This is a genomic window from Companilactobacillus sp. FL22-3 (genome assembly GCF_054881455.1).
Map to the genome: position 1 here is coordinate 69,936 of NZ_JBTYYZ010000005.1, position 21,876 is coordinate 91,811.

21 protein-coding genes are annotated in these 21,876 nt (G+C 38.3%); 4 read left to right on the forward strand and 17 right to left on the reverse strand.

Translation table 11 applies throughout. From position 1 onward, the window contains the following. Window positions 1-7: 7 nt before the first annotated feature. Window positions 8-646 (forward strand): YigZ family protein, encoded by a 639-nt coding sequence (locus tag ACYT32_RS05840; RefSeq protein WP_395265109.1) that lies wholly within the window; start codon window positions 8-10, stop codon window positions 644-646. Between the two features lie 197 nt (window positions 647-843). On the opposite strand, the gene ACYT32_RS05845 is transcribed toward ACYT32_RS05840, so the two are convergent. From ACYT32_RS05845 to ACYT32_RS05905, 13 genes are all read right to left on the reverse strand, one after another. Continuing rightward, entirely contained in the window at window positions 844-1,929 is a 1,086-nt protein-coding gene (locus ACYT32_RS05845) for a glycosyltransferase family 4 protein (RefSeq protein WP_395265110.1), read from the reverse strand. A 116-nt stretch (window positions 1,930-2,045) separates the two neighbouring features. After that, window positions 2,046-3,611 carry a ribonuclease Y gene (rny, locus tag ACYT32_RS05850; RefSeq protein WP_395265111.1) on the reverse strand — a complete coding sequence of 522 codons (1,566 nt, stop codon included), beginning with the start codon at window positions 3,609-3,611 and terminating at the stop codon, window positions 2,046-2,048. Window positions 3,612-3,761: 150 nt separating this feature from the next. Continuing rightward, entirely contained in the window at window positions 3,762-4,892 is a 1,131-nt protein-coding gene (recA, locus tag ACYT32_RS05855; RefSeq protein ID WP_395265112.1) for a recombinase RecA, read from the reverse strand. An 88-nt stretch (window positions 4,893-4,980) separates the two neighbouring features. Further along, the gene (locus tag ACYT32_RS05860) at window positions 4,981-5,523 is read right to left on the reverse strand and encodes a CinA family protein (RefSeq protein WP_395265113.1); all 543 of its coding nucleotides are present in this window, start codon (window positions 5,521-5,523) and stop codon (window positions 4,981-4,983) included. A 23-nt stretch (window positions 5,524-5,546) separates the two neighbouring features. Further along, window positions 5,547-6,131, reverse strand: a complete 585-nt coding sequence (gene pgsA / locus ACYT32_RS05865; protein WP_395265114.1) for a CDP-diacylglycerol--glycerol-3-phosphate 3-phosphatidyltransferase — start codon at window positions 6,129-6,131, stop codon at window positions 5,547-5,549. An 81-nt stretch (window positions 6,132-6,212) separates the two neighbouring features. Beyond that, entirely contained in the window at window positions 6,213-7,058 is an 846-nt protein-coding gene (locus tag ACYT32_RS05870; protein ID WP_395265116.1) for a helix-turn-helix domain-containing protein, read from the reverse strand. 65 nt (window positions 7,059-7,123) lie between these two features. After that, window positions 7,124-7,846, reverse strand: coding sequence for an elongation factor P 5-aminopentanone reductase (gene ymfI / locus ACYT32_RS05875; protein ID WP_395265117.1), 723 nt, complete (start codon window positions 7,844-7,846; stop codon window positions 7,124-7,126). 3 nt (window positions 7,847-7,849) lie between these two features. Continuing rightward, the gene (gene yfmH, locus ACYT32_RS05880) at window positions 7,850-9,088 is read right to left on the reverse strand and encodes an EF-P 5-aminopentanol modification-associated protein YfmH (protein WP_395265118.1); all 1,239 of its coding nucleotides are present in this window, start codon (window positions 9,086-9,088) and stop codon (window positions 7,850-7,852) included. A gap of 1 nt (window position 9,089) precedes the next feature. Next, window positions 9,090-10,364, reverse strand: coding sequence for an EF-P 5-aminopentanol modification-associated protein YfmF (gene yfmF / locus ACYT32_RS05885; protein WP_395265120.1), 1,275 nt, complete (start codon window positions 10,362-10,364; stop codon window positions 9,090-9,092). Further along, window positions 10,361-12,763, reverse strand: coding sequence for a DNA translocase FtsK (locus ACYT32_RS05890; RefSeq protein WP_395265121.1), 2,403 nt, complete (start codon window positions 12,761-12,763; stop codon window positions 10,361-10,363). The genes yfmF and ACYT32_RS05890 overlap by 4 nt, the downstream gene beginning before the upstream one ends. An 84-nt stretch (window positions 12,764-12,847) precedes the next feature. Further along, window positions 12,848-13,297 (reverse strand): DUF1149 family protein, encoded by a 450-nt coding sequence (locus tag ACYT32_RS05895; protein ID WP_395265122.1) that lies wholly within the window; start codon window positions 13,295-13,297, stop codon window positions 12,848-12,850. A 14-nt stretch (window positions 13,298-13,311) separates the two neighbouring features. Further along, window positions 13,312-13,821, reverse strand: coding sequence for a tRNA (uridine(34)/cytosine(34)/5-carboxymethylaminomethyluridine(34)-2'-O)-methyltransferase TrmL (gene trmL / locus ACYT32_RS05900; RefSeq protein ID WP_395265123.1), 510 nt, complete (start codon window positions 13,819-13,821; stop codon window positions 13,312-13,314). A 185-nt stretch (window positions 13,822-14,006) separates the two neighbouring features. Further along, window positions 14,007-15,215 carry an AI-2E family transporter gene (locus tag ACYT32_RS05905; protein WP_395265124.1) on the reverse strand — a complete coding sequence of 403 codons (1,209 nt, stop codon included), beginning with the start codon at window positions 15,213-15,215 and terminating at the stop codon, window positions 14,007-14,009. A gap of 76 nt (window positions 15,216-15,291) precedes the next feature. Here ACYT32_RS05905 and ACYT32_RS05910 point away from each other — a divergent pair, with 76 nt between their 5' ends. From ACYT32_RS05910 to ACYT32_RS05920, 3 genes are all read left to right on the forward strand, one after another. Next, on the forward strand, window positions 15,292-16,308 hold the full coding sequence (locus ACYT32_RS05910; protein ID WP_395265125.1) for a lactonase family protein: 1,017 nt from the start codon (window positions 15,292-15,294) through the stop codon (window positions 16,306-16,308). A gap of 40 nt (window positions 16,309-16,348) precedes the next feature. Continuing rightward, window positions 16,349-17,188: an undecaprenyl-diphosphate phosphatase gene (locus ACYT32_RS05915; RefSeq protein WP_395265126.1), complete on the forward strand. Its 840-nt coding sequence runs from the start codon at window positions 16,349-16,351 to the stop codon at window positions 17,186-17,188. Between the two features lie 83 nt (window positions 17,189-17,271). Continuing rightward, on the forward strand, window positions 17,272-17,916 hold the full coding sequence (locus tag ACYT32_RS05920; RefSeq protein WP_395265243.1) for a copper homeostasis protein CutC: 645 nt from the start codon (window positions 17,272-17,274) through the stop codon (window positions 17,914-17,916). A gap of 71 nt (window positions 17,917-17,987) precedes the next feature. On the opposite strand, the gene mgtE is transcribed toward ACYT32_RS05920, so the two are convergent. The 4 genes from mgtE to ACYT32_RS05940 are packed head-to-tail and all read right to left on the reverse strand — an operon-like array spanning window position 17,988 to window position 21,726. Beyond that, window positions 17,988-19,361, reverse strand: a complete 1,374-nt coding sequence (gene mgtE / locus ACYT32_RS05925) for a magnesium transporter (protein ID WP_395265127.1) — start codon at window positions 19,359-19,361, stop codon at window positions 17,988-17,990. Beyond that, window positions 19,354-20,274, reverse strand: coding sequence for an RluA family pseudouridine synthase (locus ACYT32_RS05930; protein ID WP_395265128.1), 921 nt, complete (start codon window positions 20,272-20,274; stop codon window positions 19,354-19,356). Before ACYT32_RS05930 ends, mgtE begins: the two co-directional genes overlap by 8 nt. Beyond that, on the reverse strand, window positions 20,267-21,073 hold the full coding sequence (locus tag ACYT32_RS05935) for an NAD kinase (protein WP_395265129.1): 807 nt from the start codon (window positions 21,071-21,073) through the stop codon (window positions 20,267-20,269). Before ACYT32_RS05935 ends, ACYT32_RS05930 begins: the two co-directional genes overlap by 8 nt. Next, window positions 21,073-21,726 carry a GTP pyrophosphokinase gene (locus ACYT32_RS05940; RefSeq protein WP_395265130.1) on the reverse strand — a complete coding sequence of 218 codons (654 nt, stop codon included), beginning with the start codon at window positions 21,724-21,726 and terminating at the stop codon, window positions 21,073-21,075. Before ACYT32_RS05940 ends, ACYT32_RS05935 begins: the two co-directional genes overlap by 1 nt. Between the last annotated feature and the right edge of the window lie 150 nt (window positions 21,727-21,876).

Below are 21,876 nucleotides of genomic sequence, written 5' to 3' on the forward strand. Positions count from 1 at the left end.
CTCATTTTTGCAAAACTATAAAACTATTGCCAAAACTGGTAGTCATGAAAAAATTATCAAAAAGTCACGCTTCATCGCTCATGTTGCTCAAACTTTTTCGGAAAAAGAAGCTAATGACTTCATTCAACAAATTCGTACAAAAGAAGCTAATGCAACTCACAATTGCACAGCTTTTATCGTGCAAGAAAACGTCTTGATCGAGCGGATGTCGGACGATGGTGAACCTAGTGGTACTGCCGGCCCTCCAATTTTGAACGTTTTACAGCAACAAAATTTGCAAAATGTTGCCGTAGTTGTGACTCGTTACTTTGGTGGCATCAAGTTAGGTGCTGGTGGCCTAATTAGAGCATATTCCTCCACTACAGCTGAAGCGATCAAGGAAATCGGCCTTGTTGAAAACCGTATCCAACAAGGTTATGAACTAACCATTCCTTATCACTTATTTGATAAATTCGATAACTATGCCCGCAATGAAAAAATCACTTTAGAAAATAAGCAGTTCACCGCTGACGTTAAATGTGAAATTTATTTAGACCTCGATAATTCTGATGAGATGGTTCAAAACATCAAAGATATGTTTCAAAATCAAATTATCCTTAAAGAAACTGAAAAAACTTATAAACAAGTCCCAATTGAGGCTAACTAAAATAACTACTCAAGTGGTTTGGAACACAACTATTTTTCATTAAATAAGCAAGTATCAAGGCAAAACAAAAGCCACCTCTGATTCATAATGTTGAATCAGAGGTGGCTTTATTTTTAGGTTAGAACGTTGATTTTTGTCAGATATAACACCTTTCGGAGTAATCTCTAGAAAAAAAACAGGCGCTATAACGGCGTCTGCTAATCTTTTTTCTCTAATCGTTTCACAAATCTCTGGATAGCTTTTAACAATGGTTGGCGGTTATCACCTAAAAGTCCAATCGATTCGATAAAGAGTTCCAAACCTATTAGGACACCAATCGTCAATAATATGCTGCCCCAGAGCGTGGACAATGGATACAACATTGAAATAAAGGCAAAAACTAAGGACAAACCATAAATAACTAAAACTGTCTGTCGATGAGATAAGCCTAATTGCATCAAACGGTGGTGTAAATGGTGTTTATCAGCTTGCATGATAGGTTTCTTATTCAACAGCCGTCTCAAAATTGCATAGACGGTATCGGTAATTGGCACTCCCATGATAACTACTGGCATCAACAAAGTAATAAAGGTAACGTTCTTCAAACCCTTTAAGGAGAAAACTGCCATCATAAAGCCAATGAACAGTGATCCTGTATCACCTAAGAAAATACTTGCTGGATGGAAATTGTGAGGCAAGAACCCTACTAAAGCTGCTACTAAGGCAAAAATCCAAATTGCCACGTAGACATTAGTCATGTTTAAGAAGAAGTAAGCCATGACTCCCATAGTAAACAACGCAATGATTGAAACCCCTGTGGCCAAACCATCAAGTCCATCAATCAAATTGACCGCATTAGTAATCGCTATGATCCAAATAATCGTAATGGGCAAACTCCACCATCCTAGTTGGAAAGAACCGATAATCGGCAAAGTAACTTCATTCATTCTAATTCCAGCTAGGAAATAAATTACTAAAGCTGCGGCCAAAATACCACCTAGTTTAGCTTTCGGTGATAGCTCACGGATATCATCGATAATCCCCGTTAAAATAATGATACATTCAGCTAAGAAAACACTAAATAATTCATGTGTTGGAAATTGTTCCCGTAATAAGACAAACGTTGAGAAATTAAAGGCCAGAAAGATCGCTAATCCACCCATTGTGGGCATTGGCTTAACATTGACTCTTCGTGCATTGGGTTTATCGACCGCACCCAAAATATATGCTAATTTCACTACGAAAGGAGTTATCACGGCTGAAACAATCATCGTTAAAAATAATTTTACTATTACACTAAACATACCCGACATTTTTAGAAAAACTCACTTTCCATTGATAGAACAATTATACAATACCAAATGATTAATCCAAAAGGAAATTAAAAAAAGAGTGTACCACTCGATACACCCCTCAATAACTATTTAGCTAATTCTACTTTTCTAACCTCACGAACTACTGTAACTTTGATATGACCAGGATATTCAAGGTTATCTTCAATTTCACCTTTCATTTCCCGAGCCAAAATTGCAGCCTGATCATCTGAAATTGCTTCAGGTTTGACCATCACACGAATTTCGTGACCAGCTTGAATTGCATAGCTGTGATCAACACCTTCGTGTTTATTCGCAATCTCTTCAAGTTTCTCAAGTCGATGGATATAGTTCTCCATCGATTCGGATCTTGCACCAGGACGTGATGCTGAAATCGCATCAGCTGCAGCGACAATCGTTGCAATAAATGATGTTGGTTCTACATCCCCATGATGTGAAGCAATCGTATTAATAACTACTTCTGGTTCCTTATACTTAGTTGCGATATCGACACCAATTTCTACGTGTGAACCATCAACCTCGCGATCGATAGCCTTTCCGATATCATGCAATAAACCTGCTCGTTTTGCTAACATAACATCTTCACCCATCTCAGCAGCCATTACAGCGGATAACTTAGCTACTTCAATCGAGTGATTCAAAACATTTTGACCGTAACTCGTACGATATTCCATTCGACCAATAATCTTAATCAAATCTGGATTCATCGAGCTGATACCCAAACTATAAACTGTTTGTTCCCCGACTTCACGAATATGATCATCCATTTCTTTACGTGCCTTATCGACCATTTCCTCGATACGGGCTGGATGAATTCGACCATCTTCAATTAATTTTTCCAATGCCATTCGAGCAATTTCTCTTCTGACAGGATCATAGGCACTCAAAGCAACCGCTTCTGGAGTATCGTCGATAATCAAATCAACTCCTGTAATCGCTTCAATAGTGCGGATATTTCTACCCTCACGACCAATGATTCTCCCCTTCATGTCCTCATTAGGCAATGTCACAGTGGTTACAGTTGATTCAGAAACTGTATCAGCTGCACTTCTTTGAATGGCAGCAACGATCAAAGCCTTAGCGTCTTTTTCAGCACGTTGTTTGGCATGTTCGTCACTTTCTTTGATCATTTTGGCACGTTCATGAACTAATTCTTTATTCAATTGATCCAAAATGATCTTTCTTGCTTCTTCACGAGTTAAATTACTTACTCTTGACAGCTCCGCTTGCTGTTCATTAAGAGTTTCAGTCAATTGTTTATCTTTTTCATCAAGTTTATGTTGTCGTGCTGAAATATTGTTCTCGTTTTTTTCGATATTTTCCTCACGTTTTTCAAGCGATTGGTCTTTTTTATCCAAAATGTCTTGTCGTTCGAGAACTCTATTCTCTTGTTTCTGAACTTCGCGACGACGCTCCTTTAATTCATCCTCTTGCTTTTCGCGATATTGATGAACTTCATCTTTAGCTTCAAGCAAAGTTTCTTTCTTGAGAGACTTTGCAGCTTTTTTTGCGTCTGAAACGATATCCTCAGCAGTTTGTTTTGCTTGTGAAAGTTTTTTCTCGTAAGCGTCTTTACAGAGAGCATATCCGAAAAGGACACCTACGATTAATGTTACTAGAGCGAAAGAGAAGGTTATGATAGCAGGATACATGCCATCACCTCCATATTTGCTTTTAAAAATTTTTGTTTGTAAAACACATATGTTACAGAATTTTTACATACAACTTAATATTATAGAATAAATAGAGCCTGTCAACCAAGAAAAAAGAAAAAAAGAGACTGAATTAGTCTCTTTTTTCAATTATTCAGTTGTTTTATCATCAGATTCTAGATTTAAATCCAAAGCGGCGTCATCTTTTTTGGCGTCTTTTTTCTTTGAATCACTAGTTTTTTCAGTTGTTGATTCAGCATTTTCTTTATCAGCTTCATCTTCAGCTTTTCCATCCATACCATAAGCAGCACGAACTTTTTGTTTGATTTCTTCCATCTTCTCAGGATTCTCTGCTAAATAAGTCTTAGCATTTTCACGACCTTGACCAATCCGTTCATCGCCATATGAATACCATGAACCAGACTTGTCGATAATATCCTTATCAACCGCCATGTCGACTAATTCACCTGTTTGTGAGATTCCGTGACCATACATAATGTCCACTAGTGCAATCTTAAATGGTGGAGCAACTTTGTTCTTTACAACCTTAATTTTAGTTCGGTTACCGATAACGTCAGTACCATCTTTGATTTGTTCTGCACGACGAACTTCTAGACGAATAGTCGAATAGAACTTCAAAGCACGACCACCAGGAGTCGTTTCAGGATTACCGAACATGATTCCGACTTTTTCACGGATTTGATTAATAAAGAGCGCAATTGTTTTGGTCTTATTAATGGAACCTGAAAGCTTACGCAATGCTTGTGACATCAAACGAGCTTGTAATCCAACGTGTGAATCACCCATCTCACCTTCAATTTCAGCACGAGGCACAAGCGCTGCTACTGAATCGACGACAACGATATCGACCGCACCACTGGAAACCAATGCATCGGCAATCTCTAGCCCTTGTTCACCAGTATCTGGCTGTGAAAGCAATAGGTCATCAATATTAACACCCAAGGCGGTGGCGTAGGCTGGGTCCATCGCATTTTCAGCATCAATATAAGCTGCCGTTCCACCTTGCTTTTGGACTTCGGCAACGGCATGCAAAGCAACGGTAGTTTTACCAGAACTTTCGGGACCATATATTTCAACGATTCTACCACGTGGGAATCCACCAACGCCAAGGGCATTATCCAAAGCTAGTGAGCCACTGGATACCGTAGAAATTTGAGTGTTGAGATCATCACCCATTCTCATAATGGCACCCTTACCAAAATCCTTTTCAATTTTCTTTAAGGCCACGTCTAAAGCCTTTTGTCGTTCATCTTTAGCCAAATTGCTTTCCTCCTAATGCATTCATCATTAGATATAATATTAGTTATCCATCAAAAAAGCAAGAAAAAAGCGAACAAATGTTTGTCCGTTATATTATTTCTTGAACGAGAGCAAAACCACAAAGAACTGACTTGTCACGAATAGCCTGTCTTGAGCCAGTGAAATGAAACTCTTTAACGATCTCTTCGTTATTTTTGTTATTGCAGGCACTGATAAAAACTGTGCCAACCGGATTACCTTCTAAGGGATCAGGTCCGGCAACACCAGTAAAACCAACACCAATATCGGCTGACAATTGCTTGGCAGATAGCTGAGCCATGGCTTGAGCGACTGGGGCACTGACGACCGTAAATTGGTCAATCAATTGTGGATCCATCCCCAACAACTGAACCTTAACCGCATCAGCGTAAGTTACAAAACCACCGTCAAACACATTGGATGCACCGGAAACATTAGCAATCGTCGCCTGAAAAAGACCTGCTGTTAAACTTTCAGCGGCTGTGATCTTTAATTTGGCTTGTTTCAATTGCTCAACGACTTGTTCCGGTAAACTTTGATACTTTGCTGGTATACCTTTTTCAAAATCAGTTTCTTCAATACTCTCAAAAATCTCAGCTACTTTATCCGTCATTGCTCTCACTTCCAAATTACGCATTATGATTTAAAAATATCACGACTTTGATAGAAATAATCAGCACCAGAGTAAATGGTGAAGATCAAACAAATATATAAGAAGATTTGACCAATCGGAATATTGATAGCAGAGAAGAAAATATTATGCATCAATAAGAAAATAATTGCCAACATTTGCGTTGTAGTTTTAATTTTACCTGGCATTTGGGCGGCCATAACTTTGCCACCAACTTCTAACACGATTGTTCTAAGTCCAGTTACCGCTAATTCACGGCAGACGATAATAGCAACGACCCAGGCAGGTGCCATTTTGAAACTAACTAGAAAAATAAAAGCGGTCATGACAAGCATTTTATCAGCCAATGTATCCGCAAACTTACCAAAGTTTGAAACCAGATTATATTTACGAGCAATTTTGCCATCTAGTAAATCGGTTAACGAAGCCACAATAAAGACAACTGTTGCTAAAACATGATTTATCGGAATTAAGTCATTTGCTACGTAGATATCCCCCAATCCCGACCAGTTGAAGGCCAAAAGAATAATAAAAATTGGAATTAAGATAATCCGCAACATTGTTAGTTTATTAGGTACATTCCAAACCATTTAAATTTTCCTCCAAAAATTACAAAATTATGTTTTTAAAAAATAATGGTGTCTACCCTAATAAGATTAGACACCATTATTTTATTTTTCAATATTAAATGTCAAAGTTTTAACGATCGTGCTGCCACTTTGAGATTTAGACAAATCAACTGCTTTGCCATCGATTGTGATCTTGGTATTAGTAACGTTACCAGTTTGTACACTGAAAGTAGTTGTGTCACTTGGAACAGTAGTTGACTTCTTCTCACCAGAACTCAAGGCTTGTTGCCAAGTAGTATTTGAGCCTTCACTGAATTGAATCCAGGCTTGACCGCCACTTCCTTCGACTTCAACTTTCAAACCGCTGCTTGGTACATTAGTAACTGTATAAGTACCCTCAGTACTTGTCTCTTTAACCGTAACAGCTGTAGATTTTGTAGTCGTCGACTTCTTAGTCGTTGTTTTCTTAGCTGTAGTCTTCTTGGTACTCTTCTTAGTTGTCTGTGAACTAGTATCCTTAGGAATCGTCACACTCGAAGCACTCTGATTACGATGAACCATGCCAAAGGCAATTACACCGATAATTACTAAAACAACGATACCAACAACAATTTGTGGAATATAATTACTCAAAGTTGTTAAAAATGAGTTTGATTCTTCCTTGATCGTACGAGTCTTTGCCTCTTCAACTCGTGATTCTTGTTTCGGTTGAGAATTAGGGATATCTGCCTTATATTCTTCTAACAAGTCGTCACTAGAAATACCAACAGCATCTGAATATTGCTTGATAAAAGCTCGAACGTAAAAGTCACCAGGAAGGTGATCGAATTGACCTTCTTCAATAGCAATTAAATATCTCTTTTGAATCTTAGTGATTTGTTGTAAATCATCAATTGTGTAACCTTTTTTAATACGTGCATTTCTTAACTTTTGGCCAATTTCGTCCATTATTTACCACCAATTAACTAATTTTTCTAAGTATAACATATATTATCGTCCAACTACTAACGAGCTTATAACAACCAACCACCGGCAAAATAGATCGTTTGTCCGGTCAAATAATTGGATTCGATATTGACAAGGTAACTGACCAAATCAGCTATCTCATCAGGGTTTGCCAACCTATCAGCTGGTATTTCATCTTTAACGCTTGCAAGATCTTCACTGGAAAATTCCTGTGTATTCATCTTGGTATTAACCGCACCCGGAGCGACGACATTAACAGAGATTCCTAATGAAGCCACTTCCTTAGCATAGGTATCCGCAAAAGATGACATGGCACCTTTGACAGTGCTATACACAACTTCCATCGCCGAGCCGATTTTCCCATAGATTGAGCCGATAAAGACGACTCTACCGTGATGCGTCTGTGCTAGCTTATCTTGTAATTGCTTGAGAATTAAAATCGGCAATTTAACATGGATATTCCATAGCGAATCAATTTCTGCTTCGGAGATATCCACCAAGAGTTTGTAGTAAGTATTCCCTTGAGCAAAGACAATTGCATCCAATCCAAAGATCTGTTTTGTCAGATCCGTAACTTGATCGTGCTCCATATCGAATTTAATTGGAATAAAATCCTGTTTTGGATATTTCTGTGCTAACTCTGATTGCAAGTGACTGATCCGTTCACGATTACGATTGTAATGTAAATACAAAGACCAGCCCTTGTCAGCCAGTTGCTTAGCCGTACTCGTTCCAATATCGCCAGAACTTCCCATAACTAAAGCATACATTTTCTACTTCCTATTTGGCAAAAGATTATAGTAGGTACAATTCTTCTCTTGTAAAAACTCATCAGAAATCTTTAAGAGGTCCGCCTTTTTGATGTCGGAGATCATATGAATCAGTTCCAAATAATCGACATCATAAAAGTACAATTCCGCCATTTGATTTGCGATTGCCTCGGGTGAATTTTGTGCAAACAAGTAGGAACCGATGGCATCGCGCTTGATTCTTTCAAATTTAGCATCTGACAAAACTTCTTTTAAATTATCATAAGAAAGATGATTGCGTAAATATTCTTGAAATTCTTCAGGATTATTTGTTGACCCACTAATTATGATAAAACAATAGTTATTTTCTGCAACAACATTATAAGAAAAACTATCATCAATTAAATTCAAGCGGCTCATTTCTTGATAGTTTTTGGAAGATTCACCAATCAAAGTTTCCATAACCATATTCATTTCAAATTGCTTTTTAACCAGGTCATAGCCTGACATATCAGTATCGATCCGAATTCCAAAGGCTGACCGAGCTTGACTGATATCCATCGTCTCAGCGCCGCCTGCACCGATTGCAGCAAATTTGTGGAAAGTTTTTTCTTGAGGTTGAGAAACTGAATGAAAATCTGAATTTTCAACAATATTTACAACTTTTTCAAAATCAACATCCCCGACCAAGGCGATGTTCATATTATCTGAGCGATAGTTTTGTTGATAAGTTGCCAGCAAATTATCACGATTGATCAGTTGCAACGATTCACTCGATCCAGCAATATCTTCAGCAATAGGATCTCCAGGATAAAGTTGGCTCAAAATACGTTGTTCAAGTACCCATTCTGGCATATCCAAGTACATCTGGATCTCTTGATCGATAATCCCCCGTTCAGAGGCAACATTTTCATCCGTGAAATAAGGATGCTGAATTAAATCCAACAAGATTCTCAAATTATCATATGGATTTTCCAAAGTTTGGAAGAGGTAACCTGTCTTGGTATAACTTGTGTAAGCATTAGAATTAGCTCCATACTGGGCAAACTTCTCAGAAATATCATAACCAGGCTTTGCAAAAAGCTTATGTTCGATAAAATGAGCAATTCCTGCTGGCAGTTCTTCCGAGCCTAGTTTTGTATCAACTGAACCAAAATTGGTCATCGCTAAACCATAGACTTGGCTAAAACCAGCCAGAGGCACGACACTGATCTGCATACCATTGGCCAGTTTTTTTGTTTGTGCTTCTAATTTCTCTGTCATGCTAATCTCCAATCAATTGGTACTGAGCAATTGCATATAAGTGGTCGGCTACACTAGCAATGTGTTGTCGATCTAAAGCTTGCAATTCGGCTTCAAACTGTGCATCAGTCAATAATGTTTTTGGATAAATCGTTTCCCAGATGCTCCGCATAATGTAATGCTGGATCGTATCGCTCGAAATCTTACGTTGTGTCAGCATAACTTTTTGAGCATGTTCAACTTGCGAATCACTAAAACGACCTTGTTTAATAAAGTTGATCTGTTGCGTAATTAAATCTAAAACTTTATCGACCGAATCTGCATCTAGACCGGCTTGAATCATAACTAAATGACTCAAAGGTTGATAAGTGCTGGAAACTGAATAAGCTAAACTATTCTTTTCACGGACTTGTAAGAACAATTGTGACTGATCATCGCCGCCCAAAATCAGGTTCATAATTTGTGGTGCTAAGCGATTGAAGTCTTTAGAGACTCCTTTTGTGGCATATGCTAGAGCAATTCGACTCTGATTCAAATGCTTGTGATCGATTTGACTAGCTGGATTGGCAATTAAGTTATCAAATTTTTCAAATTCAATTTTTAAATCTTGGCGACCAGACTGCAATTTTTCATTAAAAATACTGTCGCTTAGTTCAGCCAAAAACTCTGCTTCATCGACATTGCCCACTACATTGATCAAAACGGCATCGTTTTTGATTACGTCTTGATAAGCAGCATATAAATCTTCGTTAGTCAGTTGTTGCAATTGTTCGATATTACCAAAAATTGGTGCTTGACGGTCGGGATTATCACGATAGATCAACTTAGCTAATCCTAACGAACTAACTAAATCTTGATTATCTTGAATCGACAAGAGATTTGACATCAAATTTCTTTTTTCAGTTTCAAAGGCCGTTTCATCGAACTTGCCATCGGCCAAATTAGGCTTAAAAATAATTTCACTCAGTAAATCCAAGTTATCCTTCAGTTGGTCTTTACCGTCAATCAAGAAATTAGGATCGGCAAATTCCACACTGAATGCCAAGTCATTGAAGTTTAATAAATTTCTTGTAAAAACATTGATTTCAGAACCATACAATTCCATTTCACGGTCATTTATCGCCCGAAAACTAGAATAATCCTTCGTCGAGTTAGACATCACGTTGGCCAACAGTCGACGGGCAGTTGTCTGCTCTTTTTTTAACGGTCTCAAAAAATCAATTTGAATCTTGATCGTGCGAAATTTTTTAATCGGATTGATGTTCAAAAAGATATTCTTTGCTAATGTTTTTCTCAATTTTTCACCTGATTTTTTCTAATAGTTTCAAGTTGTTCGGGTGTAATCAATACTTTCCTTGGCTTACTACCCTCTGAGGCACCAACGATACCTCGATTTTCCATTTCATCAACCATTCGGGCTGCCCGATTATAACCGATAGCAAAACGGCGTTGTAACATCGATACACTGGCTGACTGTTGTTGAACGATCAAATCCACTGCATCTTCCCAATATTCATCATCGGGCTTATCACTTTCAGATCCACCTTCATCGACATCTGTCGGAATCATATCTTCATCGTAGTCGGCAGATTGTTGAGAACTAACAAATTTTACAACATTTTCCACTTCTTGCTCCGAAATATAGGCTCCTTGCAGACGTACTGGCTTACTCTTACCAATCGGTTGAAAAAGCATGTCACCTCGACCGAGCAATTTTTCTGCCCCAACTGCATCTAAGATGGTTCTGGAGTCGACCCCACTAGAAACCGCAAAAGCAATTCTTGAAGGAATATTAGCCTTGATCAATCCAGTAATAACGTCAACTGATGGACGTTGTGTTGCAATAATAATATGCAAGCCCGCAGCACGTGCCATCTGGGCTAAGCGGACAATAGCTGCTTCAACTTCATGACCTGCTACCATCATCAAATCAGACAACTCATCGACTATAACGACGATATATGGCAAACGTTCCATCTTATCTTCATCACTGGCCGTCTGATTAAACTTATCGACATCAGCGTTATATTCACCGATATTACGATGACTTGTTTCAGCAAAGAGTTTGTAGCGCCGTTCCATTTCTTTGACAGCCTTTTGCAGAGCACCAGCTGCTCGACGTGCATCTGTCACAACGGGAATCAACAGTTGTGGTATTCCGTTATAAACATTCAATTCAACCATCTTAGGATCAATTAAGATTAATTTGACCTCTTCTGGTCTAGCCTTCATTAAAATACCAGTAATAATCGTATTGATAGCAACGGATTTACCACTACCAGTGGAACCAGCAATCAATAAATGGGGCATCTTAGTGATATTGGCTTCAATAATGTTACCTGAGACATCCTTGCCTAGCGGAACAATCAAGGGATGAGTCTTATCTTTTTGATGTTCAGTAATATCTCTAAAAGAGACTGTTGAAGCAGTCTTATTTGGCACTTCGATACCAACGAACGGTTTACCAGGAATTGGCGCTTCAATTCGGATATCCTTAGCTGCTAAAGCCAAAGCCAAATCATCAGCTAGATTAACAATCTTGCTTACTTTGACTCCGACAGCAGGTTGGACCTCATACTTGGTAATCGTTGGACCTAAGCTAGCTTTTTTAACTTCCACATCGACCCCAAAACTCTTAAAGGTTTGCCGAAGCTTGTCTTTATTCTCCTCAATCAAGTGCACTTCTGAAGTCTGATCAGTTTGCGAGACTTTTTTCAATAGATCAATCGAAGGTAATTCGTAATCATCATTATTAACATTACTGTCACTCTTCTTGGTACTGACTGGATCAGGCAAATGCTTATCCTTCGTACCATCTATCCCATAAGGCTTCGATAGAACATCTGCCGTAGCATTATTTTTTGTCTCAGTTTCTGCAACTGGTTGTTTTGCTTCAGTAGGTGTAGAGATTCCTTCAATTTTGAAGTCTTCCTCTGGCGTTTCAGGTTTTTGCTTAAAACTACTCAAGCCGTCAGCAATCTTGTTACCATCACGAGTAACTTCAGTTTCCTGGTAACTATCATGACTTTTAGAGACAGTCGGAGAACTCTTTTGGTCAACATAATTATTGTAATGACCTGAAATTGCCTCTTTAATCTTGAGAGACCAGTGTTTGAGTTTGACTAAAATATTCGTTGTCGCAATGGAAACTTGTTTCATCGTGACATTTAGTAACATCAAAATACCAATAAAAATCAATAAAGCAGTTACAAAGTAAGTTCCCAAACTGGAAAACATTGGCATGAAGAAACTGTATAGATAAGAACCGATCATCCCACCGCCAACTGAATTGCTGACGGAAACTTGAGTCATATCGGCAGCTAAAGTGTTCCAAGTCACTAAATTATAATTATGGTATAGCGACATACTGGAGAAGAAAATCGCGTGTAATATGATCAATGATCCCAAATAAATAAAGATAAAGCCAAAGTTTCGTTTCGGCGTCATAACGGGTATCCGTCCAGTCGCAATCACGAATGCAGCTACAAAGATACTGATGACCAATAAGACCGGATAACTATCGCCAACAAAAATTCGATAAAAGTTATCAAAAGTTTTGCCTACGATGCCAAACTTAAATAACCCTAAAATGGACAGAATTATCCACACTAGACTTACTAACGAACGAATCAAACGTGAATTGTTTACTGCCTTTTTTCTCTTTCTAGGCGTTGTGCTTGCCTTTTTTCTTGCCATAAGTACCTCACATGAATTAAAAAGTAATCATCTAAAATTATACCTTTTTTAAACCTCAAAAAAAACAGCCCAACTGGACTGTTTTTACTTATCTTCAGCTTCCTTTTTTCTTAATCTCTTGATTTCATCATTTGGTGTTAATTGTTCATGGTTGTTGAAGTTTAATGAAACTGCACTGTTCAACGCTACACCTGTTACTTGATAAGTCAAAGTTTCGATATACTCGATTGAAGGTCTGGATAACTGTCTAACTTGTTTCTCATCTAGATCTTGAATTTCATCATGGAAGCCAATTGGTTGAACAACTTGACCAATCACTCCCGAAACTCTGAAGGGAGCATTTTCCACATGAATGTCAAAAGGTATGACTACTTGAAAAATTTTCCCCTCATCTTCGTCTATCGGATCCCCGTTCGAATTCTTTAAGTCAGGATGCTCGATATTGATATGTAAATCAGTCTTAGTATCAGCAGCTGGCGATTCAGCATCGTAATGGAAAGACTGAACTGTAACAGCACCTTTATTGATTTTCATAATACTTGATCCTCCTAGTCTAATTTATCGTGATCATAATGATGACTCAATTCTAATCCCGCAAAATGTTGTTGGCGTACAGCTTCATAAATAACTAAAGCAGCACTGTTGGAAAGATTCAAAGCACGAATATTATCGCTCATTGGAATTCGTAAGCATTTTTCTGGATTACGACGCATAAAATCTTCTGGTAAACCAGTAGTCTCTTTACCAAACAAGAAATAGTGGTCAACTGAAGTATCCGTGAAATCCTGGTCACTGTAAACCTTATTTGAAAATTTTGTAATTAAATATAAATATTTTTCATCAGGAATTGATTTCAAAAACTCATCGAGGTTGTCATGATAAGTTATATCAACCTTATCCCAATAATCCAAACCGGCCCGTTTCATATGGGCGTCATCCGTATTAAAGCCTAATGGTCGAATTAGATGCAATTTAGTATTAGTACCTGCACAAGTTCTAGCAATGTTACCAGTATTAGCAGGCATTAGCGGTTCATAAAGTGCAATATGATTAGTCATAGAAAATCTCCTTAAATTTAACAAAAAAAGCGCATTTCCTCGGTGAAAACCACGGCAAGGACATGCGCTAGTATAGCCTCTCGTTTACTTGCTTTTGTCAAAATTACTCCTGAGAAAAACAAATAACCACAAAACTCAATAGCTAGTATAAACGATATGCCCGGTCTATACAATATAATTTTGAATTATTTTTGAACTTTCTGCGAATCTTCCGTGTTTTGAGATTCATCGTGAGGATTGCTCTCCAGTAATTCTTCTTCGGAATACCAACTGGAATTGCGTTTGAACCAAGTGAAGATTCTCGTAAAAATGATTTTCAAAATGGCAAAGATTGGAATACCAGCAACCATTCCAATCAAGCCGTACATGCCTGCTGAAACCAATAGAACCAAGATAGTCGTTACCGGATGCATCTGCATCTTATTACCAACAATGATTGGCGAAATAGCACGTGTCTCAATCGTCTGTTCGACCGCAAAGACGATCAAAACTTTTAGCACCATTGAAGGTGAGACAAAGGCAGCAATGACGAGTGAAGGAATTAAGGCCAAAGTTGAACCGATATAAGGAATCAAATTCAAAACTCCAGCTACGATACCAAGAACCAATGCATAACGCTGTCCAATAATCAGATAACCAACAAAGAACATTACAGCGACCCAAAAGGCTACTGTAAGTTGACCAGTAATATAGTTGCTCAAAGATTGGCTGATTTCAGATAACATATCGCCAACTGAGTTCTTGATCCGATCAGGCATAAATTTGATGACTGACTCCTTGAACTTCTTATCATCTTTTAGCATGAAAAAGAGGATAAAAGGTGCTGTCAAAAGAATAACCAATACATTCGTCAAAACGCCTACAACAGAACTAATATTATTCATTGTTTGAGGTAGGATCTTATCCATCGACTTATCAAAACTACTTGTAATTGACTTATTCGTTGCGGCTAAACGATCTCTTACCACATGTAATTTGGGGTCAGAGAACATATTCTGCAAACTCTTATTCAAAGAATCCCAATATTGTGGCCAATTCTTGACTAAGGAGTCGAACTGATTTTGAACAAAAGGAATCAGCGTCATAACGCCCCAAATCAAGAGCGCTAAGATGATTAGAAAAACAAATGTTATCGAAATTATCCGATTGATATGAAATTTACTTTCCAAAACATTGATCAACGGATTGATCAAATAATAAAGGACCAAGGCCAAGATGACTGGTGGCATTGTAATTCCCAGAATTTGATTCACCGGTGAGAAGACAAAACTTATCTTTGAAAAAACAAAGATAATTAAAAAGATCAGAAAAATATTAATCAGAATTACTGTCAGTTGGTTATTTAAGAACCATTGGTAAAACCAACTTCTCTTTCTATCTGACGATTCTTTCATAAACTGCTCCCCAAAAATTTTTTAGTAAGATTATACTATATATTATAATACTATACATTATTTGGAGGAATTGATAATGATTGAAAAAGTTCTCTTTAGCGGTTACACCAAAAATACCGGTAAAGGTGTCTATGAAGCTGAATTTAATTCAGATAATGGCCAAATTTCGGACCCAAAAACTTTGGTCGAAATAAATGGACCAACTTACATTGACGTTACTAATGATTTAAAATTAATCGCTCTTGCTAAAAAGGACGATCGTGGCGGCCTTGTCGTTTACGATATTTCTGGTGAAAAGCCAACCTTGTTGGACGAAGATTTCTCTGAATCGACTTCACCTTCATACGTTAAATTCGACCCTAGTCGTAATTTGATTTTCAGTGCCTACTTCCATTTGAGCAAGGTTAAGATCGATCATTTAACGGCTGATGGCAAAATTGAACATTATTCTGAAGTTAAATTTACTGGCCACGGCCCTCGTATTGAGCAAGATCAATCAAAACCACACTACAGTGCTTTGACGCCTGACGGCAAATTGATCATCTGTGATTACGGTGCCGATCGGATTTATATCTATGATATTGATGATCCTAAACAACCTAAATTAATGAACAACTATATTGCCCCAGCTGGCTATGCTCCAAGACATTTAGTCTTTCATCCTACAAAACCATACGTTTACGTGGCTTGTGAACTAGCTTCAAAAATTCTAGTAATGGAATATGATTCTGAAACTGCTAGACTAACTTTGGTCGATGAAGCTGAAGCTGCTAAAGACGAGCAAAAAAATACTACTGCCGCAATCAGAATCAGTAAAGATGGAAAATTCCTCTACGCTTCAACTCGTGGTGCTAATACGATTGCTGCCTTTAGCGTGGATAGTAACGGCGACCGTCTCAAGAAGATTGGAACAGTTTCAACTGGTAAAGGCCCACGCGATTTCGACCTTGATCCATCAGAAAAATATGTCATTTCTGCTAATCAAGACTCTAACGATATTACTATTTTCAAACGCAATCCTAATAAAGGAATCTTAACAAAATTGGAAAATAATATTGCTATTCCCGAGGGTACTTGTGTACACTTTATCTAGTTTCAAATTTTATCGTAATCGGGAGAATAATTAATTAATCATGTTCATTGAAATCATTAAAACCATCATTTTAGGTATCATCGAAGGTTTTACTGAATTTCTACCAATCAGTTCTACAGGACATTTGTACTTGGCTGATGAATTCGTCAAATTAAACGAATCTACAGCCTTCATCAATATGTTTATGGTAGTTATTCAATTCGGTGCCATCTTGGCAGTTATCCTTATTTACTTCCACAAATTGAATCCTTTCTCACCAAAGAAGACCCACATTGAGAAAAATCAGACTTGGACTATGTGGCTTAAAGTTATCTTTGCCATTTTGCCATCTGCAATCATCGGTTTACCGCTAAATGATTGGATGGAACAGAATTTAACCAGCTGGCAAGTTATCTCAGCTACCTTGCTGATCTATGGTGTCTTATTCATCGTGGTAGAAAACTGGCTGAAAGATAAACAGCCAAAAGTTGACTCAGTCGATGATCTTTCATATAGGACAGCTCTTGAAATTGGACTTTTCCAAGTATTATCATTAGTGCCTGGTACTTCACGTTCCGGAGCTACGATTCTTGGGGGTATGACTATCGGTACTTCAAGATATGTAGCCACTGAATTTTCATTCTTCTTAGCCATTCCGACAATGTTTGGCGCTAGTCTTTTGAAGATTGTTAAATATTTTGCCCACGGAAATACTTTTACCGGTGATCAAACTATTATTCTTTTAGTCGGTACACTTGTTTCATTTATTGTTGCTTATGCATCTATCAAGTTCTTACTTGACTACATTAAACGCAATGACTTCAAGGCCTTTGGTTGGTATCGAATTATCTTAGCTATCATCGTTATCGCCTACTTTGGAACTAAAGCTTTGAATGGTTAACTTATTAAGGACGTCTGAGGACGTTCTTTTTTTGTAAAATTTGTTACACTATAAGCACAATGAATAGTGAGGGGTTGAAGACTATCTTTAAAGAAGTAGCAGTAGAAAACTTTACCAAGATTCCCACCGCAGTCTTAAATGGTGCTAATCGAATTGAACTAAATGACAACTTAGCAGTTGGTGGTACGACACCTAGTTTAGGCGTCTTAACTGAGGCCACCAAATATCTTCAAGAAAAATCCATCCCGTTAGTCGAGATGATTCGCCCACGAGGCGGTAATTTCGTCTACAACGACTTAGAAATCAAGATGATGGAAACAGACCTATTTGAGGCCCAAAAGTTAGGTGTAGACGGCGTTGCCTTCGGAGCTTTAACAAACAATGGCGATTTAGATGAGGAAGCGATGGAGCAATTGATTGCAGCTTCTAGTGGTATGCAGATCGTCTTTCACATGGCTTTTGATGCCTTAGCTGAAGATAGCAAAAAAGAAGCCATTGACTGGTTGATCGATCACGATGTTGACCGCATCTTGACTCATGGTGGTCCACTAACTACGCCTATCGACCAAACGGTTAATAACATCAAAAAGTACATAGACTATGCCGATGGTCGGATAACGATTCTGCCTGGTGGTGGCGTCAACTACCAAAATGTTGATCAGCTGGCTGAACAACTCGGTGTCAAAGAATTACATGGAACTAAAATTATTGATGGCGTTAACAATTAATTAACAACTAAAAAAGTCCTCAACGGCCCAAAGATAACTTGAATCTTCGGCCGTTGAGGACTTTTTGAATCTTAAACTTTAATAAAATATTGCATAAACATACCGGCGATACTGAAATAAATCAAAACTGAAGTTAAGTCACTCAGAGTTGAAATAAATGGTCCACTGGCCACCGCTGGATCAAAGCCAAAGCTCGACATCAACATCGGTATCAAACTACCAGCCAGATTAGCCACCGTTATAGCGGCACACATTGCTAATCCTATCACCATACCTAAGACGAAATTATGCTTCCAAATTCCGACTAAGAAAAAGACTGCGGTTCCGGTAACTAGCCCTGTAACAAAGCCTGTAACTAATTCCTTACCGATCAACTTCAAAAACTCATGCCGATCGATCTCTTCAACTGCCAGTCGCCTAACTGCCACAGCCAAACTTTGAGTTCCGGCATTACCGGCTGTACCTGTGATTGTAGAAATAAAGACCGCTAAGATACTAGCTTCAGCCAGCAATCCTTCAAAGTGGTTTATCAAGGTCGCCGTAATCATACTCAACAACAACAGAGTAATCAGCCAAGGCAACCGTTTCGAAGCCGCTTTAAAGGGACCATCGGTATTGGCTTCGTCCATACTAACACCAGCCAAACCAGAATAATCTTGTTGAGCTTCGTCATCAATAACTTCAATAACATCATCGACTGTAACGATACCGACTAGCTTATTAGAATGATCGACGACCGGAACGGCTAAGAACTCATAATCTCTAAAAACTTGAGCAACCTCAGCTTGTTCAGCATCAACGTTAACTGTAATAATATCGCTATTCATCTTTTCGCTTAACTTGTCATTATCATCTAACAAAATTAAATCACGTAACGACATAACGCCAACTAGATCATCGTGGTGATCTAAAATGTATAAGTAATAAATCGTTTCAGCCGTTTTAGCGTACTCTTTTAGCGCGCGAATCGCTTGAGCCGCCGTCTCTTCTTCGTGAAACTTAACGTAGTCAGTGGTCATGATACCACCGGCTGTTTCAGTATCATAATGCAATAATCCACGCAGATTATTAGCATCATTTCTTGGCATTTGGTCTAAAAAGCGATCAACGTCAACTTTTTCCAAGTGCTCCAAAACATCGGCAGCATTATCATCATACATATCGTTCAACATTTTTGAAGCGTACCCTAGATCCATTTCTTTCAATAGTTCTGGAATCAAGGGATTGTCGTCCTCAATCGTATCAAACATATCTCCCATTTCGTCGGGTTCTAGAATCGAATAAAGGGTCAATCGTTCAGGCTTATCCAACGTCAGGTAAAAAGTGCTCTGGTCATAAAAATGCATATCCAAATATGTTTTTCGGAAACGTTTTTTATCCCCATTATCAAGATAACCTTTTAGTTGAGTAAATTTATCTTGAAGTCTCTTTTCGTTCTCATCCATTCTTATCACCCCTTAGCACACTTTCTAACATTACCATATCTTGAGGTAAAGGTGCGTGCAAATTTAAGAGTTTTTTCGTTACCGGGTGGACGATTTTTAGGCAGTAGCAATGTAGTGCCTGTCGATCCATACGTAAATCTTTTTTGCCACTGTACATGTCATCGCCGATAATGGGATGACCAATAGCACTGAGATGCACTCGGATCTGGTGCGTCCTACCTGTTAATAACTTTAATTCTAACAAACTGGCGTCAGGAAAGTTTTCCACCGTTTGATAGAGCGTTCGTGAAGTCTTGCCTAATTGGTGATCGATATTACGTTTATAAAATGCCTCTGGGTCAATGCCGATCGGTAAATCGATCAACCCTTTTTCAGGTTCAACTTTTCCATAAACCAAGGCTAAATAAAACTTCTGAAAATCTTCTGTATGCAAAATCTGATCTAAGAGTGAGTGTGCATAAGAAGTTTTGGCAAATACCATCAATCCAGAAGTATTCCGATCCAGGCGCGTCACTAAATGAATCGTCGTATTCTCATGCTTAGACAATAAATACCCCTTGACCAAGTTGGCCATCGTCTTACTGGACTTAGCTTTAGCCGGTAAACTGGCTAATTCAGGCGGTTTATTGACTACCAACAGATAGCTATCCTCATAAACAACGTCAACTGCCCCCTTCATTGGTTCAATTAAATCTGATGGTTCCTCGACATTTAAAATGACCAACATTTCATCGCCATTCTTTAATTGAAAATTAAAATGACGTTGCTTATGATTGACAAAAATTTGTCCACCTTTATTCTTCAAATTATGTAATTGACTCGACGAGAATCTGTGTTGCACGAGAAACTTCCGCACAATTTTTTTATCATCCGGACCAATCACAAATTTTAAAAAGCGATTATTGTTATTCATCTTGTCCTAAAAAGGCCGTTTCTACACGGGTCCAAAAGTGTCTGTGACGATATTGGGCAAATTGGGCACGTTGGTAATTAAGTTTAATAGTGATCTTTTTGACATTTTTCAACTTAGTCGTAATTCCATCACAACTGACCACATAATCGTCAGCAGTCTGTGGATAAAGGTCAACTTGTTGATTATGAGGGATGATAATCGGTGAAGAAATTGTACGATAAACACGGTTATTGATCGAAGCTATCTCGATCATCTGAAAGACGCTGATCTTAGGATGAATCAAGGCCCCTCCAACTGATTTAGAATAAGCCGTTGAACCGGTTGGCGTTGAAAAGCACAGTCCATCTCCACGAAAGCTTTCGAAAAATTCCTTATCTAAATCGACGCGCGTCTTCATTGTTAAAGAAGAAAGACGGCGAACGACCGCTTCATTGATTGCAATCCCATGGAACAAAGAGCCTTCTTTATTTTCCACCAATACATCCAACAGTGGATAACTTGTGGAAGGAATATTATCTTGACGTTCAATGATCCGTTCCGCCAGTTGGTCGATCTCGGTATCAGTCCAATCGGAATAAAAACCCAAATGTCCGGTATGCAAAGCCAAGAATTTGACCTGATCCAAATGGGCTGCATAAGCGTGGAAAGTACTAAGTAACGTACCATCCCCACCGACACTGATAACTAACTGAGGATCACGGCGATCCAAGATCAACCCAGCGTCAAGTAACTTACTGCGCAATTTATTGGCAGCAATTACTGATTTTTCTTTACTATTATTATTAATCCATACTCTCATTATTTTTTATGCTCCGTTGGGTTATTTAAATCACGTTTTCGGTCTGTGAAATATTGTTGGGCATCTTGAATTTCTTCACGGATCTTTGACATTTCCTCATCCAACATGAATGATGCTTCAGCTGCCCGTTTGAGCCGTTCATTGATCTCTTCGGGAAAGTCGCCTTGATACTTGTAGTTCAAGGAATGTTCAATCGTTGACCAAAAATTCATGGCTAATGTTCTGATTTGAATCTCTGCCAAGATATTCTTTTGACCACTGGCTGTTTGAATCGGATATTCGATCACCACATGATAAGAGCGATAGCCACTTGGCTTACTATTAGCAATATAATCACGTTCCTCGATTACTCGCATATCTTCTCTGATGTGAAGCAACTTGGCTACGTCGTAAATATCTTCCACAAACTGACACTGAATTCTGATTCCGGCGATATCTTGCATATCTTGCTCTAAGAGATCTTCAGTGATAAAGCGGCGACGCATCTTTTCTTTAATACTATCAACAGTCTTGACCCGGCCTGTCACAAACTCGATCGGCGAATGTTCATTTTTTTCCAAAAATTCCTTACGCAAGTTTCTAAATTTTATCTTTAATTCATCGACAGCTTGCGAATAAGGTATCAAAAATTCATTCCATTTAATCTCTGACATAATGACCTCACTTTTACTTACTTTAAATATATCGTATATTTGCTCCAGATTCATCCCATTCCAATTATTAAGTTGCTGAGTTTATAATTTTACCTTTTCAAAATTTGTTGGTAGAATGACTATGCAATAGAGAGATGGAGGGAAAACATA

Excerpts from the sequence above, each read along its gene's own strand:
- ACYT32_RS05845 (WP_395265110.1), bottom strand. The coding sequence starts at position 1,929 with ATGTTTAGTGTAATAGTAAAATTATTTTTAACGATGATTGTTTCAGCC.
- rny (WP_395265111.1), bottom strand. The coding sequence starts at position 3,611 with ATGTATCCTGCTATCATAACCTTCTCTTTCGCTCTAGTAACATTAATC.
- ACYT32_RS05870 (WP_395265116.1), bottom strand. The coding sequence starts at position 7,058 with ATGGACGAAATTGGCCAAAAGTTAAGAAATGCACGTATTAAAAAAGGT.
- ACYT32_RS05935 (WP_395265129.1), bottom strand. The coding sequence starts at position 21,073 with ATGAGAGTATGGATTAATAATAATAGTAAAGAAAAATCAGTAATTGCT.
- ACYT32_RS05905 (WP_395265124.1), bottom strand. The coding sequence starts at position 15,215 with ATGAAAGAATCGTCAGATAGAAAGAGAAGTTGGTTTTACCAATGGTTC.
- trmL (WP_395265123.1), bottom strand. The coding sequence starts at position 13,821 with ATGACTAATCATATTGCACTTTATGAACCGCTAATGCCTGCTAATACT.
- yfmH (WP_395265118.1), bottom strand. The coding sequence starts at position 9,088 with ATGACAGAGAAATTAGAAGCACAAACAAAAAAACTGGCCAATGGTATG.
- ACYT32_RS05860 (WP_395265113.1), bottom strand. The coding sequence starts at position 5,523 with ATGACGGATAAAGTAGCTGAGATTTTTGAGAGTATTGAAGAAACTGAT.
- ymfI (WP_395265117.1), bottom strand. The coding sequence starts at position 7,846 with ATGTATGCTTTAGTTATGGGAAGTTCTGGCGATATTGGAACGAGTACG.
- ACYT32_RS05910 (WP_395265125.1), top strand. The coding sequence starts at position 15,292 with ATGATTGAAAAAGTTCTCTTTAGCGGTTACACCAAAAATACCGGTAAA.
- ACYT32_RS05940 (WP_395265130.1), bottom strand. The coding sequence starts at position 21,726 with ATGTCAGAGATTAAATGGAATGAATTTTTGATACCTTATTCGCAAGCT.
- pgsA (WP_395265114.1), bottom strand. The coding sequence starts at position 6,131 with ATGGTTTGGAATGTACCTAATAAACTAACAATGTTGCGGATTATCTTA.
- mgtE (WP_395265127.1), bottom strand. The coding sequence starts at position 19,361 with ATGGATGAGAACGAAAAGAGACTTCAAGATAAATTTACTCAACTAAAA.
- ACYT32_RS05915 (WP_395265126.1), top strand. The coding sequence starts at position 16,349 with ATGTTCATTGAAATCATTAAAACCATCATTTTAGGTATCATCGAAGGT.
- ACYT32_RS05930 (WP_395265128.1), bottom strand. The coding sequence starts at position 20,274 with ATGAATAACAATAATCGCTTTTTAAAATTTGTGATTGGTCCGGATGAT.
- ACYT32_RS05895 (WP_395265122.1), bottom strand. The coding sequence starts at position 13,297 with ATGAAAATCAATAAAGGTGCTGTTACAGTTCAGTCTTTCCATTACGAT.
- ACYT32_RS05890 (WP_395265121.1), bottom strand. The coding sequence starts at position 12,763 with ATGGCAAGAAAAAAGGCAAGCACAACGCCTAGAAAGAGAAAAAAGGCA.